Origin of the sequence: Streptomyces agglomeratus, from assembly GCF_001746415.1 — a bacterium.
Classification (GTDB): Bacteria; Actinomycetota; Actinomycetes; order Streptomycetales; family Streptomycetaceae; genus Streptomyces; species Streptomyces agglomeratus.
Window position 1 is genome coordinate 2,891,106 of record NZ_MEHJ01000001.1, and the last position, 12,891, is coordinate 2,903,996.

A 12,891-nucleotide genomic window follows, 5' to 3' on the forward strand; every position below is an offset into this window, starting at 1 on the left:
ATGTGTTCTCGCTCCCCCTCAGCCCCGGACCCGCAGGCGGTCGGTGCTGTCCTCGCTGGGCTGTACGACGACGATTCCCTCGCCGGAGAAGGCCATCTGGTACGCCTCTCCGCTGCCCCGCCCGACGAGGGCGGACGCCTTGAAGCTGCGCTTGCCCTTCACCTTGAGGTTCGGGGACCAGGCGACCAGGGAGTCGGGGTCGACGTACGTCTCGTCCTCGCCTCGGCCGCACTCGACGACGATCGGCGTACCGCGGGAGGTCAGAGCGACCCAGCCGGTGCCCGCGATCTCGACGTTCCACAGGCCCTGACCGGCGAACTTGGCCATGCCCTTGACCTTTTCCACGCCCCACTGGAGGTGCGCGTCGAAGGCGAGCACGTTGCTGCCGTTGACCGAGAGCGAGTCGTTGTTCAGGTTGATGACGACGACGTCCGCGCCGTAGTCGGCGAGGTAGAGCAGGCCGTCACCGGCGCACTTCATGATCGGCGCGCCCTCGCCCGTGACCCACTGGGCCGCGATCTGGCGGGCCGCCGGCGGGTTCGGTTCGTACTGGATGAAGCCCTCGTACGCCACCATCGAGCCGGTGCGCGCGTACAGGTCCTGGCCGGTGGCCATGGCGACCTTGAGCATCGCGCGCCCGTGGTTCTCCATACGGGCCGCGATCGGGGTCGGGGCGTAGCCCGCGAGTTGCTGGTTCATGACGGGCTCCCTCAGACCTCGTAGGGCTGGACGACGATGAAGTTTCCGGGTGCTCCCCGGAATTGCAGGTTGACGGTCTCTCCGCTGTGGCCCGGGTAGGCGTTGCGGCGCAGCCGCACCTGGCTGGAGAGGATCACCTGGGACGCCGAGGACCACGCGACGACCGCGTTGGCGTCGGCGAACGTGGTCGGCGTGACCGGCAGGACGACGGGGATGCCGTGCGTCTTCACGACGACGGTGCCCGTTCCCTGGAACTGCATGGTGAACAGGGCGCCGCCGGGGATGCAGTGCCCCTCGATGCGGCGGACCTCGTACTGGAGCGACTCGTCGAACGCGAGAACGTTCTCCGCGGAGACGCAGATACCGTCTCCCTGGAGCTCGATGGGGTGCAGGTGCGCGCCCTCCTCCGCGAGGAAGACCTGGCCGCGGCCGGAGCAGCGCATCAACTGCATCTCCTGGCCGGTCGCGTTGCCCACGATGCGGCCGGTGAAGCCCGCGCCCTTGTGACTGAAGTCGACTTTGCCCTGGTACATCACCATGCTGCCCTGGCGGGCGAGGACCGCGGTACCGCCCATGCCGAGCTCGACCCGCATGAGCTGCTGGTTCTGCGGGGTCCAGCGCTGGCCGGTGGCTGCTTCGCGGTACGGCTGGAGGGCCGCCTTGAGGCCGCCGCCACCCTGCGGGGCGCCTTGCGGGACACCTTGGGGCATTCCCTGCGGTGCGCCCGGCGGCATGCCCGGGGCCTGTCCGTACGGGGCGGGCTGTCCGTAGCCGCCGGGTCCGGCCGGGGGCTGGGCCTGGCCGGGGAACTGACCCGGCATCTGGCCCGGGACCTGGCCGGGAACCTGTCCGAACTGCGGCTGCTGGGGCTGCTGAGGCGGCTGGCCGTACGGCGACGGCGGGGCCGACGGTGCGGCGCCGGCCTGCGGCGGCATCGGCATCGGCGCTGCGACCGTCGGTGCGGCGTACGTCTGCGGTGCGGGCTGCTGCTGCGGTGCGGGCTGCTGAGGCGGCGCGAAGCCCTGCGCAGGGGCCGGAGCCGGCGGCGTCGTGGGTGCGCCGAAGGACGGGGCGGGCTGCGCCGCCTGGGGCGGCGGGGCGAAGGAGGGCGCCGCGGCCTGCGGCTGCGCGGCCGGCTGTTCCTCGGCCACCTCGCCGCCGAAGTTCTTCAGCAGGGCGTCGAGTCCGCCGTCGAAGCCCTGGCCGATCGCGGCGAACCGCCAGACGTCCTTGAGGTAGAAGTCGCCCAGCATCACGGCGCGCTCGGTCGTGAACTCGGAGCCCGTGAAGGCGTACCTGACGACCTCTTCACCGCCCGCGACGATCCGGATGTATCCGGGCCCCACCTGCGACATCTGCCCCGGACCGTCGATCGTCGCGGTGAAGGAGAGCCGGTGGATGCCGGCCGGGACGCGGTCCAGCGTGACCCGGAAGGACTCGGTGTCTCCCGACTGCGCGCCGAGTTGCTGAATGGACTCCTCGGGCGACTTCGGCTGATTGAAGAAAATGAAATACCGGTCGTCCGAAAGCTGCTCGTTGGCGTCGAGCCCGAAGCAGCTGATGTCGAAGGTCAGTCCGGGCGCCGCGATCTGCACTCCTACGTACAGATCGGTGCCGGCTGTGAGGTCACTGATCTTGGCCTTGTGGCCGCGTTGAAATTCCCTGGCCATGCGTAACGACCGTCCCCCATCCCAAGGTGAATGCGTCGCGTCAGGCTAACCCGCGAATGTGCGCATCCGGTCAGGCCGGTACACACTCGGTACACAATCACCGAGGGTCACTCGGTGCGTGCGCCGGGCAGGTACGGCAGCCGCTCGGCAGCGACCACTCCTTCGAGGTACCCGCGGGCGCGCTCGGTGCGCGGGTACGCCTCCAAGAGCCGCCAGAAGCGGGGGCCGTGCCCCGGTACGAGCAGATGGGCGAGCTCGTGGAGGAGCACGTAGTCGACGACGTACTCCGGCATGCCCTGAAGGCGGTGCGAGAGCCGGATGCTGCCTTCGGCCGGGGTGCACGATCCCCAACGGGTGTTCTGGTTCGTCACCCAGCGCACGGAGACGGGGCGCGCCCTGCCGTCGAAGTACTGGGCGGACAGCCGGTCGGCGCGCTCGGCGAGTTCGGCGTCACCGAAGACGCGCTTGTTCTCCTGGGCGGCGAGCTTGTCGAGCATCACCGTCACCCAGCGCTGCTCCTCCGCCTCCGACATCCGGTCGGGGATGAGCACGATCGTGCGGTCGCCCTCCCGGTACGCGGAGACCGTTCTGCTGCGGCGGGCACTTCTGCGGACCTCGACAGCGCTCGACCGCGAGCCGCGGGGCGGCTGAGGTGTCGCACTGTGCAGGGGGTCGACGGGCACGCCACGACGTTACCCGCTGCCCGTGGCGGAAGTCCTACCTCCGGTTGGTTCGAACGCGATCCACTCCGTGGGGTGGGGCATTTGAACGACCGGTATGACTGATACGACGAATACACAGCACCTGTGGACAACTTTCGCCCCTCTTCGAGCATGCCGTGCATTCTGGGATCCGAAAGCGGATCTTGCGACAGACCGACGGGGGACGGCGATATGCATCCGATGGTGAAGCCCGCGCTGCGGCGAGCGTGGCGCGACCGGCAGACCGTGCAATTCGGCATGACGTCCGCACACGCGGTGACGGTGGGCCCGGTGGACACGGCGACGGGGAGTTTCCTCGGGCTGCTCGACGGAACGCGCGGCCTGCCACTGCTGCGGGAGGAAGCGCGGGCCATGGGGCTGCCCGACGGACGGGTGGACGACCTGGTGGAGCGGCTGACGGCGGCGGGTCTGATCGACGACGCGACGGCGGGCGGTGCGCAGGCGGACGCGCTGCGGGGGCGCGCCGACGTGTTCGACCGGCTCCGTCCCGACCTGGCGTCCCTTTCGGTGGTGCACCGCGAACCGGGCGGCGGGGCACGGCGGCTGGCGGCCCGCCGCGCGATGCGGGTTCAGGTGCGGGGCGCCGGACGGGTCGGCGCGACCGTCGCGTCGGTGCTGGCCGCCGCAGGCGTGGGACGGGTCGAGGTGCTGGACGGCGGGTGTACGGAGCGCTGGGACGTCGCGCCGGGCGGGCTGGGGGCGGAATCGGTGGGCGGCCGGCGGGACGTGGCGGCGCGGCAGTTGGTGCGCCGGGCAGCGCCCGGCCGACTTCCGCGTGCGGCGGAGAGCGCCGGGGCGGCGGGCGACACGGGCCGGGGCGAGCCGGCGCTTTCACTGGTGATCGTGGCGCCCCGGGACGGAACCGCCGCTTACGCGCCCGACCCCGTCACCGCCGAGCCGTGGCTGCGTTCGGGAACTCCCCATCTCTACGCGGGGGTCGTCGAGGCGACGGGGGTGGTGGGGCCGCTGGTCCTGCCGGGCGGGAGTGCGTGCGCGGGCTGTATGGCGCTGGGGCGGGCCGACCGGGATCCGGGATGGCCGCGCATGCTGGCGCAGTGGCGCTCCGGCCGGGGCGGGCCCGTACCGGGATGTGACATCGGTCTCGCGGCGTCGGTGGCGGGGCTGGCGGCGGCGCACGCCCTGTCCTTCCTGGACGGTGAGCTGCCGGCCACTACGGGGGTGCGCTGGGAGGTCTCGATGCCGCTCCTGGACTGGCGGCAGGAGCACATGGCGCCGCACCGCGACTGCTCCTGCGGCGCGGGTGGGCAGACTGAGGGGGAGTGCGCCTCGGCAGCCCGGGAGCCACAGGACACAATGGCGGGGTGACCGTCGCTGGCGGCCACGGGTGTCTGGGATTTGGAGGGGCTCATGTCTGATCTTCCCCGGAAGGCGGTCACCCGAACCGCCAAGCTGGCGGCACTGCCACTGGGCTTCGCCGGCCGAGCCACCTGGGGCCTGGGCAAGCGGATCGGCGGCAAGTCGGCCGAGATCGTGAGCCGCGAGCTCCAACAGCGCACGGCCGACCAGTTGTTCAAGGTCCTCGGCGAGCTGAAGGGCGGTGCGATGAAGCTGGGGCAGGCCCTGTCCGTCTTCGAGTCCGCCCTGCCCGAAGAGGTCGCGGGGCCGTACCGGGCGGCGCTCACCAAGCTTCAGGAAGCCGCGCCGCCGATGCCGACCCGCACGGTGCACGCGGTGCTGGAAGAGCGGCTCGGGGCACGATGGCGCGACATGTTCCAGGAGTTCGAGGACAAGCCCTCGGCCGCGGCTTCGATCGGCCAGGTGCACCGGGCGGTGTGGCACGACGGGCGCGCGGTGGCCGTCAAGGTCCAGTACCCGGGAGCCGGGGACGCGCTGCTTTCGGATCTGAACCAACTGAGCCGTTTCGCCAGGCTGCTCGGTCCGCTGGTCCCGGGCATGGACATCAAGCCGCTCATCACCGAGCTGCGCGACCGGGTGTCGGAGGAGCTGGACTACGAACTGGAGGCCCAGGCACAGCAGCAGCACGCGGAGATGTTCGCGGACGACCCGGACGTGGTGGTCCCCGGTGTGGTGCACCAGAGCGATCAGGTACTGGTGACCGAGTGGATCGACGGCATACCGATGGCCGATGTGATCTCGGACGGGACGACGGAGCAGCGGGACCGGGCGGGGCAACTGCTGGCCCGCTTCCTCTTCTCGGGACCCGCCCGCACGGGCCTGCTGCACGCGGACCCGCATCCGGGCAACTTCCGGCTGCTGCCCGTGGACGGCGCGGACGCCGAGGACGACGGCAACGGCGAGTCCGGGGCGGTCGGTCAATGGCGGCTCGGGGTACTGGACTTCGGCACGGTCGACCGGCTGCCCGGCGGGCTGCCCGCGACGATCGGCACCTCGCTGCGGATGACGATCGACGGTGAGGCCGAGGCGGTGTACGAGCTGCTCCGGGAGGAGGGCTTCGTGAAGGACAACATCGAGCTCGACCCGGACGCGGTGCTGGACTACCTTCTGCCGATCATCGAGCCCGCGCAGGCGGAGGAGTTCACGTTCACCCGGAGCTGGATACGGCAGCAGGCGGCACGCATCGCCGATGTGCGCTCCCCCGCCCACCAGTTGGGCAAGCAGCTAAATCTGCCGCCGGCCTACCTGCTGATCCACCGGGTGACGCTGAGCACCATCGGAGTGCTCTGCCAGCTGGGTGCGACCGTACGGCTTCGGCAGGAACTGGAGGAGTGGATGCCGGGCTTCCTCGCCGACGAGGACGAGGACGGGGCGGCGGCCGGGGCGTGAGCGGCCCGTTCACCACCAGGGCGAATCGAGCCGGCCCTCGATCGCCCTGAGGTTGGCGCGCGCGCATGCGTCGCAGAAGTAGCGGCGGTGGCCGTTCTCCACGGAGCAGGTCCAGGTCAGTGGTGTGCCCTCGGCCCGCTTGCCGCAGCGGGAGCACACGATGGGCTCACCGTCCGGCTCCGCCGGATCAGGAGGCTGCTCGGGAGACCGGGGGTCCTCCCCGGGAGAACTCAGCACTCCGTGACGATATCCCCGACGCGGGCGCGGCGGTCGGCACAACGCACCGCGGGGGCCGGTCCGTCAGGACCGGCCCCCGCGGGGAGCTCCCTCAATTGCTGCCTGCTGGGCACATGCCTGTTACTGCATGACCGCCATGGCCAGAGCGCGGCGGGCCCGCAGTGAGACGCGCTCGGCGCGCCGCTGCATCCGCCGGGCGGCGACCAGGCGCACGGCCTGGTGTTCCGACTCGGCTTCCCGCCGGCGTTCTTGCATATGGGCACGGGCCAGGGCTTCTGGGATGAGTTGCATCTCGCGGTTCCTGTTCTGACGCGAGTCGTTCGCGCCGGTGATCGTGACGTCGTGGGTAGCGGAGCCGAAGGGCTCGCTGGGGGAAGAGGTCATCGGGGCCTGCTTCTTGGGATCGTGCGTATGGGGTCGGTCGATGGTTCCGGTGACGTTCATGCCGCGACCGGGTTCTTGCGCGGGCGGCCACGCGGCCGCTTGCGGGCAACGACGACACCCTGGACGAAGAGCTCGCCACCCCAGACGCCCCAGGGCTCGCGGCGCTCCTTGGCGCCGGCGAGGCACGCCTCGACCAGCGGGCAGGTGCGGCAGAGCGACTTGGCGTACTCGACATCCGCCGGGGACTCGGCGAAGAAGACCTCCGGGTCGTACGAACGGCAGGGGACGGGCACGCCGAGGTTCTCGATGGCGTCGTCGAGCGCGGTGAGCGCGGTGAGGGGGGCGAGGGGGGTCGGGGCAGTCAAGGCGGAGTCCTCCGTGAGACCGGGCGGGGTGATCGTTTGGGAAGGCGGTACGGACGGGGCGTGCGTGTCGAGTTGCACGGTGGTTTTTTCCTCGTCGAGTCGTTCCGGCCGGTCGGCCGGGTGGCGGTTGCTGTCCCGAGGCCCCTCCGTTCCGCTCTTCCCGTTCGGGAAAAACAGAAGGGCCGCGGATCCCTGGTGGGGTTCCGCGGCCCTGGAGGCGCCTGCCTGATCCTGGATCAGGCTGGATCACTCCAGGGTTCGAGCCCACGGAAGGCCCACATCGTGTGGTGCTGCGTCGTCTGCTTCTTGAATCCGGCACCGGCGGCCGCAAGGGCATAGGTCTTCACCTGTGCCGCTGCTACTGCTGCTTCCGGTGCCTCGGTCGGTCGCTCATTGCGCGCCAGGACCAGGACGGGGAGGCTCGCCAGGGACGCGGGACGGACGGCGGCAATGCCGCCGGACATACCGGTGCCCCGGAGCGAGGAGCCGAGCGGGCAGGAAGCGACGACCGAGCGATCGGTCATTTTGGTGAAGGTCATGAAGCTGGTCACTGGGCTCGCCTCCTCTCGGCGTCTCGGGGACCTGGTGGCACGAGGCCGGTCCCTACGTATTCGGATAAGTACAGCACGGAATCAGGGCTTCAGAGAAGTCGCTGTTCCCGTGGTTAAGAACCTATGGGGCTTGCCCTGGCATGCGCAAACTATTTTTTCGACGAGTTTGAATCAGTCTTCCTCGTCGGCCTCTCCGAGGTCGTGACCTGCGCAGAGGGCCAGCACATCGGCTCCGAAACGCTCCAGCTTCCGCGCGCCGACCCCCGAGATGACGGCCAGTTCGCCCGGCTCGCCCGGCGCCGCCTCGGCGATCGCCATCAGCGTCTTGTCGGTGAAGACGCAGTACGCGGGCTGGCCCAGCTCCCGCGCCTGGCCGGCCCGCCAGGCGTGCAGCCGTTCGTACAGCGCCTCGTCCATGTCCGACGGGCAGTCCTCGCAGCGCATCAGTTTCACCTCACCGGCGTCGGTGAGGGTCTTTCCGCACACCCGGCACAGGGCCGAGGAGCGGCGCCGGCGCTTGGGCGCACCACCGATGGCGGTTCCTGTGCCGGTGCCGCCGCTGCCGCGCACGACGCTCGCGCCGCCGCCCGCACCACGGCCGCCGGAGGCGGCGGAGCCGGGGCGCAACCCGTTCAGGAAACGGCTCGGGCGGCGGGAGGCCCGGCCGCCCGGGGAGCGGGACAGTGCCCAGGACAGGCCCAGATGCAGACGGGCGCGCGTGACGCCTACGTACAGCAGGCGCCGCTCCTCCTCGACCTGCTCGTCGGTCTTGGCGTACGTGATCGGCATCATGCCCTCGGTGAGACCGACCAGGAACACGGCGTCCCACTCCAGGCCCTTCGCGGAGTGCAGCGAGGCGAGGGTCACTCCCTGGACGGTGGGCGCGTGCTGGGCGGCCGCGCGCTCGTCGAGTTCGGCCACGAGGTCGGAGAGCGTCGCCGCGGGCCTGGTCTGCGCGAAGTCCTCGGCGAGACGGACCAGTGCGGCCAGCGACTCCCACTGGTCACGCACCGCGCCGGAGCCGGCCGGGGGCTGAGTGGTCCAGCCGTTGCCACTGAGGACGGCGCGGGTCTGGGAGGGGAGGTCGACGACATCGTCGAGCAGCGGGTCGTTGTCGCCGAAGCGGGCGGCGCTGCGCAGACCGTTGATGGCCTTGCGCACCTCCTGGCGCTCGAAGAACCGCTCGGCGCCGCGAAGCTGGTAGGGCACCCCGGCGTCGGCCAGTGCCTGCTCGTAGACCTCCGACTGGGCGTTGATGCGGTACAGCACGGCGATCTCGCCGGCCGGCACGCCCGCGGCGACGAGGTCGCGGATGCGGCGGGCGGTGCCCTCGGCCTCGGCGGGCTCGTCCGCGTACTCCGTATAGACGGGGTCGGGGCCGGGCTCCCGCTGGGAAACCAGTTCCAGACGGTGCTCGGCGGCCCGGCCGTGCGCCTGGGCGAGCAGCCCGTTGGCCAGGTGGACGACCTGCGGCGTCGAGCGGTAGTCGCGGACCAGCTTCACGACCGTGGCGTCCGCGTACTTGGTGCGGAAGTCCAGCAGGTAGTCCGGGGTGGCGCCGGTGAAGGAGTAGATCGTCTGGCTGGCGTCGCCGACGACGCACAGGTTCGGCCGGTCCCCCAGCCACAGCTCCAGCAGCCGCTGCTGGAGCGGGCTGACGTCCTGGTACTCGTCCACCACGAAGTGCTGGTACTGGCTGCGCACGTGGTCGGCGATGTCGTGCCGGTCCTGGAGGATGCCGACGGTGAGGAGAAGCACGTCCTCGAAGTCGATCATCCCTCGGTCGCGCTTGAGCTGCTCGTACATCGCGTAGATCTGCGAGATCTCCGCCGCGTCCCTCGGAGCGTCACGGCCCGCCTTGGCCGCCACGGCCGGATAGTCACCGGGGACGGTCTGTGTGACCTTCGCCCACTCGATCTCGCCCGTCACGTCCCGGAGCTCGTTGCGGTCGAGCCGGACACGGCAGCGCGCCGCCGCCTCGGCGACCAGCTGGATCTTGCGCTCGACGAGCCGGGGCAGGTCACCACCGACTGCTTTCGGCCAGAAGTACTGGAGCTGGCGGAGCGCCGCGGAGTGGAAGGTGCGCGCCTGGACACCGCCCGCACCGAGCTGGCGCAGCCGTCCGCGCATCTCCCCCGCGGCGCGGTTCGTGAACGTGACGGCCAGCACACTGGCGGGCTGGAGGACCCCGGCGCGCACGCCGTACGCGATGCGGTGCGTGATGGCGCGTGTCTTGCCGGTGCCGGCCCCGGCCAGCACGCACACCGGACCGTGCAGGGCCGTCGCGACCTGGCGCTGCTCGGGGTCGAGCCCTTCGAGCACCGCGTCCGCCGAGTCGGGGACCTGCGGGAAGAGAGAGGAGTGCGTTGCTGCTGTCACCCCGCCATGCTGCCAGGTCGCAAGAGGTGGATGCGGCGCTTGTCCACAGGCCCGGGCTTCCGGTCGTACTAATGCGGGAATGGCGGTCGGGTCCCGTACGTTCGACTCACTGGCATTCCGACGCGCTGGGGAAACGGACCCCAGTGGACTTCAGCGAACCAGAGGAGCGCATTCGATGCAGGGCACAGTGACGATGTACAGCACGACGTGGTGCGGCTACTGCCGTCGGCTCAAGAGCCAGATGGACCGTGAGGGCATCGCGTACACCGAGATCAACATCGAGCTGGACCCTGAGTCGGCGGCCTTCGTCGAGAAGGCGAATGGCGGAAACCAGACGGTCCCGACCGTCCTCGTGGTTCCCGCCTCTGGTGAGCAGGCGGTCATGACCAACCCCAGCCTCGCGCAGGTCAAGCAGGCGCTGGCCGTCTGACGCGCGTACGGACGAGCGCGCGGACGAGCACGTGACGGAAGGGCCCCGGGCGGTGACGCCGGGGCCCTTCCGTATGCGCGACGCGTGTGCGCGGCGCGTGCGGTTCGGTTGCCGGTGCTACGGATTCACCGGCTTCGGCAGGGGCTCGCCGTACCAGAGCTCCACCAGGCGGGCCGCGATCGAGATGCCCGACGGGGGCAGGATCTCGCCGGACTCGATGGCGGCGCGCAGGTCGTCCCTGGAGAACCAGCGCGCCTCCTCGATCTCGTCGCCGTCCACGTTGATCTCCGACGACGTGGCACGCGCCATGAAGCCCAGCATCAGGCTGGACGGGAACGGCCACGGCTGGCTGGCGACGTACTCGACGCGGCCGACCGTGACGCCCGCCTCCTCGAAGACCTCACGGGCCACCGATTCCTCGATCGTCTCGCCCGGCTCCACAAAGCCCGCGAGCGTCGAGAACCGGCCTTCCGGCCAGTGCACCTGGCGGCCGAGGAGCGCCCGGTCCTCCTCGTCCGTGACCAGCATGATCACGGCGGGGTCGGTACGCGGGTAGTGCTCGGCGCCGCACGCCTGGCAGCGCCGGATGTGCCCGGCCGCCGCGATGACGGTGCGCTCGCCGCAGCGCGAACAGAAGCGGTGCAGCCGCTGCCAGTTCTCCAGGGCCACCGCGTGGACCATCAGCCCCGCGTCGCGCGGTCCGAGCAGGAGCCCGGCCTCGCGCAGGCCGGCGGGGCGCGCGGACTGGTCCATGCGGCCCGGAAGGGAGTCCTTCTGGAGGGCGAAGTAGCTGACGCCGTCCTCGTCCGTACCGAGGAAGTAGCGGTGGGTCTCGGTGACCGGCGCCTCGAAGGCCGGAGTCATCACGAGTTCGGTGCGGCCGTCCGGGGTGTCGTCTATCAGCGCCTGTCCGCCGGAGACCACGAAGACGCGGGTCGTCGGGTGGCTCCACGCCGCGGCCAGCCACGCCTCGTCGAGGCGGTGGTGGGCGGCGCGGTCGATGCCGCTGGGAGCGGTGAGCCCGATCGGCTGCTCGGTGACGGCGGCACCGTCGGCACTGCCCGCGCCGGCCGACGCGTCGGCGTTGGCCGCGCTGCTCGCGCTGCTTGTGATGCCCGCGCTGTCCGTGGTGCCCGCGCTGTCCGTGGTGCCCACGTTGCTTGTGGTGGTCACGGTCTTCGTGGCGTCCGTACTGTCCATGCTCACTGCGGGTAGGCCGGTCTGGTCGGTCGAGGTGCTCACAGGTGCTTCCAACTCCCCCTGGTGGATTCGGACGGGTGTCAGGTTCAGGAGGCGCGCCAGTGCGCCGCGAGGTCGCCCCACAGGTACGCGGCGGTTTCGACGCCCTTGAAGAGCAGGTCGAGCTCGACCTTCTCGTTGGGTGCGTGCCAGCCGTCGGACGGTACGGAGATGCCCAGGAAGAGTACGGGCGCACCGAGTACGTCCTGGAGATCGGCCGCGGGCCCCGAGCCGCCCTCGCGGGTGAAGAGGATCTTCCGGCCGAACGCGCGGCCCATGGCCCGTACGACGGACTGGAGGGCGGGGTGGTCGAGCGGCGTCAGACACGGCCGGGTGGCGGCGCCGAACGTGATCTCGTGGCGGATTCCGGCCGGGACGCGGGTGGCGGTCCAGTCGCGTACAGACTGCTCGATCTTGTCCGGGTCCTGGCCCGCGACCAGGCGGAACGACAGCTTCAGGTGCGCGGAGGACGGGACGATCGTCTTGCCGCCGGGGCCCTGGTAGCCGCCGCCGATGCCGTTGACCTCGGCGGTCGGGCGGGCCCAGACGCGCTCCAGGGTGGTGTGACCGGCCTCGCCGAGGGTGGCCCGTGACTTGGCCGTACCCAGCCATTCGGCCTCGTCGAACGGAAGCTCGGCGAACAGTTCGCGCTCGCGGTCGGTGAGCGCGACGATCCCGTCGTAGAAACCGGGGATCGTGACGTGCTCGTCCTCGTCGTGGAGCGCCGCTACGAGACGGGCGGCGACGGTGGCCGGGTTGGGTACGGCGCCGCCGAAGGACCCCGAGTGGATGTCCTGGTCCGGTCCGTACAGCTCGATCTCGCAGTCCGCCACGCCGCGCATGCCGGTGCAGACGGTCGGGGTGTCCTCGGACCACATGCCGGTGTCGGAGACGATCACGGCGTCGGCGGTGAGGCGCTGGGCGCGCTCCTCGACCAGGGCGCGGAAGTGCGGGGAGCCGGACTCCTCCTCACCCTCGATGAGGAGCTTGAGGTTGACGGCGGGGGTGGTGCGGCCGGTGGCGGCGAGGTGCGCGCGGACTCCGAGGGTGTGGAAGAACACCTGGCCCTTGTCGTCCGCCGCGCCGCGGGCGTAGAGCCGGCCGTCGACGATCTCCGGCTCGAAGGGGTCGGTGTGCCAGCCGTCCTCACGCGCGGCGGGCTGCACGTCGTGGTGTCCGTACACGAGCACGGTGGGGGCGGCAGGGTCGCCGCTCGGCCACTCGGCGAAGACCGCCGGGGCGCCCGCCGTGGGCCAGATCTCGGTGACCGGGAAGCCGGTCTCCCGGAGCTTCGCGGACAGCCATTCGGCGCTGCGCCGTACGTCGGCGGCGTGGTCCGGCTGCGCCGACACGGACGGGATGCGGAGCCAGTCGGCGAGGTCGCCGAGGAAGGCCGCGCGGTGCGTGTCGATGTACGTACGGACGACGCTGTCCGGGGTGTCGCTCATG

At 71.0% G+C, this 12,891-nt stretch carries 13 protein-coding genes; 3 read left to right on the forward strand and 10 right to left on the reverse strand.

Annotated features, from left to right (window positions below; translation table 11 throughout):
- Positions 1-18 precede the first annotated feature (18 nt).
- The 3 genes from AS594_RS12140 to AS594_RS12150 form a co-directional block, all read right to left on the reverse strand.
- Positions 19-699, reverse strand: a complete 681-nt coding sequence (locus AS594_RS12140) for an AIM24 family protein (RefSeq protein WP_069927043.1) — start codon at positions 697-699, stop codon at positions 19-21.
- An 11-nt stretch (positions 700-710) separates the two neighbouring features.
- Positions 711-2,369 (reverse strand): TerD family protein, encoded by a 1,659-nt coding sequence (locus tag AS594_RS12145; RefSeq protein WP_069935085.1) that lies wholly within the window; start codon positions 2,367-2,369, stop codon positions 711-713.
- Positions 2,370-2,476: 107 nt separating this feature from the next.
- Positions 2,477-3,052: a M48 metallopeptidase family protein gene (locus AS594_RS12150; protein WP_069927045.1), complete on the reverse strand. Its 576-nt coding sequence runs from the start codon at positions 3,050-3,052 to the stop codon at positions 2,477-2,479.
- A 210-nt stretch (positions 3,053-3,262) separates the two neighbouring features.
- Here AS594_RS12150 and AS594_RS12155 point away from each other — a divergent pair, with 210 nt between their 5' ends.
- Positions 3,263-4,417, forward strand: a complete 1,155-nt coding sequence (locus tag AS594_RS12155; RefSeq protein ID WP_069927046.1) for a ThiF family adenylyltransferase — start codon at positions 3,263-3,265, stop codon at positions 4,415-4,417.
- Positions 4,418-4,459: 42 nt separating this feature from the next.
- Positions 4,460-5,857 carry an ABC1 kinase family protein gene (locus AS594_RS12160; RefSeq protein ID WP_069927047.1) on the forward strand — a complete coding sequence of 466 codons (1,398 nt, stop codon included), beginning with the start codon at positions 4,460-4,462 and terminating at the stop codon, positions 5,855-5,857.
- Positions 5,858-5,866: 9 nt separating this feature from the next.
- Here the strand turns inward: AS594_RS12160 and AS594_RS43900 are convergent, their stop codons facing one another.
- The 5 genes from AS594_RS43900 to AS594_RS12180 all read right to left on the reverse strand — a co-directional run bounded on the left by AS594_RS43900 (position 5,867) and on the right by AS594_RS12180 (position 9,854).
- Positions 5,867-6,094, reverse strand: coding sequence for a hypothetical protein (locus AS594_RS43900; RefSeq protein ID WP_141743772.1), 228 nt, complete (start codon positions 6,092-6,094; stop codon positions 5,867-5,869).
- 120 nt (positions 6,095-6,214) lie between these two features.
- Positions 6,215-6,538: a hypothetical protein gene (locus AS594_RS12165; protein ID WP_069927048.1), complete on the reverse strand. Its 324-nt coding sequence runs from the start codon at positions 6,536-6,538 to the stop codon at positions 6,215-6,217.
- Entirely contained in the window at positions 6,535-6,921 is a 387-nt protein-coding gene (locus AS594_RS12170; protein ID WP_069927049.1) for a WhiB family transcriptional regulator, read from the reverse strand. The genes AS594_RS12165 and AS594_RS12170 overlap by 4 nt, the downstream gene beginning before the upstream one ends.
- 158 nt (positions 6,922-7,079) lie before the next feature.
- Entirely contained in the window at positions 7,080-7,382 is a 303-nt protein-coding gene (locus AS594_RS12175) for a hypothetical protein (protein ID WP_069930466.1), read from the reverse strand.
- A gap of 183 nt (positions 7,383-7,565) precedes the next feature.
- Complete coding sequence (locus AS594_RS12180) at positions 7,566-9,854, reverse strand: ATP-dependent DNA helicase UvrD2 (RefSeq protein ID WP_079144654.1); 2,289 nt, start codon at positions 9,852-9,854, stop codon at positions 7,566-7,568.
- Between the two features lie 94 nt (positions 9,855-9,948).
- On the opposite strand from AS594_RS12180, the gene AS594_RS12185 reads away from it, so the two are divergent.
- A complete protein-coding gene (locus tag AS594_RS12185; protein ID WP_069927051.1) occupies positions 9,949-10,203 on the forward strand; it encodes a glutaredoxin family protein in 255 nt (84 codons plus the stop codon).
- Between the two features lie 117 nt (positions 10,204-10,320).
- Here AS594_RS12185 and nudC read toward each other — a convergent pair whose 3' ends face one another.
- Together nudC and AS594_RS12195 are read right to left on the reverse strand one after the other, a co-directional pair.
- A complete protein-coding gene (nudC, locus tag AS594_RS12190) occupies positions 10,321-11,403 on the reverse strand; it encodes an NAD(+) diphosphatase (protein ID WP_240508993.1) in 1,083 nt (360 codons plus the stop codon).
- Positions 11,404-11,489: 86 nt separating this feature from the next.
- Positions 11,490-12,890 carry a dipeptidase gene (locus AS594_RS12195; RefSeq protein ID WP_069927052.1) on the reverse strand — a complete coding sequence of 467 codons (1,401 nt, stop codon included), beginning with the start codon at positions 12,888-12,890 and terminating at the stop codon, positions 11,490-11,492.
- Between the last annotated feature and the right edge of the window lies 1 nt (position 12,891).

Coding starts and splice junctions, on each gene's coding strand:
- nudC (WP_240508993.1), bottom strand. CDS start 11,403: ATGGACAGTACGGACGCCACGAAGACCGTGACCACCACAAGCAACGTG.
- AS594_RS12185 (WP_069927051.1), top strand. CDS start 9,949: ATGCAGGGCACAGTGACGATGTACAGCACGACGTGGTGCGGCTACTGC.
- AS594_RS12140 (WP_069927043.1), bottom strand. CDS start 699: ATGAACCAGCAACTCGCGGGCTACGCCCCGACCCCGATCGCGGCCCGT.
- AS594_RS12145 (WP_069935085.1), bottom strand. CDS start 2,369: ATGGCCAGGGAATTTCAACGCGGCCACAAGGCCAAGATCAGTGACCTC.
- AS594_RS12155 (WP_069927046.1), top strand. CDS start 3,263: ATGCATCCGATGGTGAAGCCCGCGCTGCGGCGAGCGTGGCGCGACCGG.
- AS594_RS12160 (WP_069927047.1), top strand. CDS start 4,460: ATGTCTGATCTTCCCCGGAAGGCGGTCACCCGAACCGCCAAGCTGGCG.
- AS594_RS12165 (WP_069927048.1), bottom strand. CDS start 6,538: ATGAACGTCACCGGAACCATCGACCGACCCCATACGCACGATCCCAAG.
- AS594_RS12175 (WP_069930466.1), bottom strand. CDS start 7,382: ATGACCTTCACCAAAATGACCGATCGCTCGGTCGTCGCTTCCTGCCCG.
- AS594_RS12195 (WP_069927052.1), bottom strand. CDS start 12,890: ATGAGCGACACCCCGGACAGCGTCGTCCGTACGTACATCGACACGCAC.